This window comes from Polynucleobacter sp. 15G-AUS-farblos, assembly GCF_018882445.1.
Classification (GTDB): Bacteria; Pseudomonadota; Gammaproteobacteria; order Burkholderiales; family Burkholderiaceae; genus Polynucleobacter.
The window spans coordinates 1-346 of the sequence record NZ_JACVOM010000027.1 but is presented as its reverse complement, the minus strand read 5'-3'; the positions used below and the strand labels follow the sequence as shown (position 1 = coordinate 346).

At 45.4% G+C, this 346-nt stretch carries 1 protein-coding gene; it reads right to left on the bottom strand.

Annotated features, from left to right (window positions below; genetic code table 11):
- A partial coding sequence (locus ICN41_RS11260; protein ID WP_216293021.1) for a hypothetical protein occupies positions 1-346 on the bottom strand: 346 nt, incomplete at both ends.

The window sequence follows — 346 nt, the reverse complement described above, 5'->3', positions numbered from 1 at the left end:
CAAAGCAAAGCCAATATGGTCAGAAAAATTGGCCCAATGGATAGCTTGGAGGAAATCTGTCCAATCGTATCGCCTCCAAATGCATACATCAGGGCATAAGGTATTTCGGCAATGAAGGGGAGTAGTGAGAAGTTTTCAAATTCTCTTAGAGCCATAAACCTAGAGGAAGCTGCTAGCAGCTTGGGTTGTGCCATATAGTATGCAAGTGCATCAGTGCCGGGATACGAAACCTCAGCCACCAACACCAAGCAGACTACCAGCATCACCAAAGAAAAGATCGCCTTAGTAAGAAGATCTTCTTTAAGGAGTCCTTGAATCCAACTAACCAGGGCAAAGCGCGTACGAT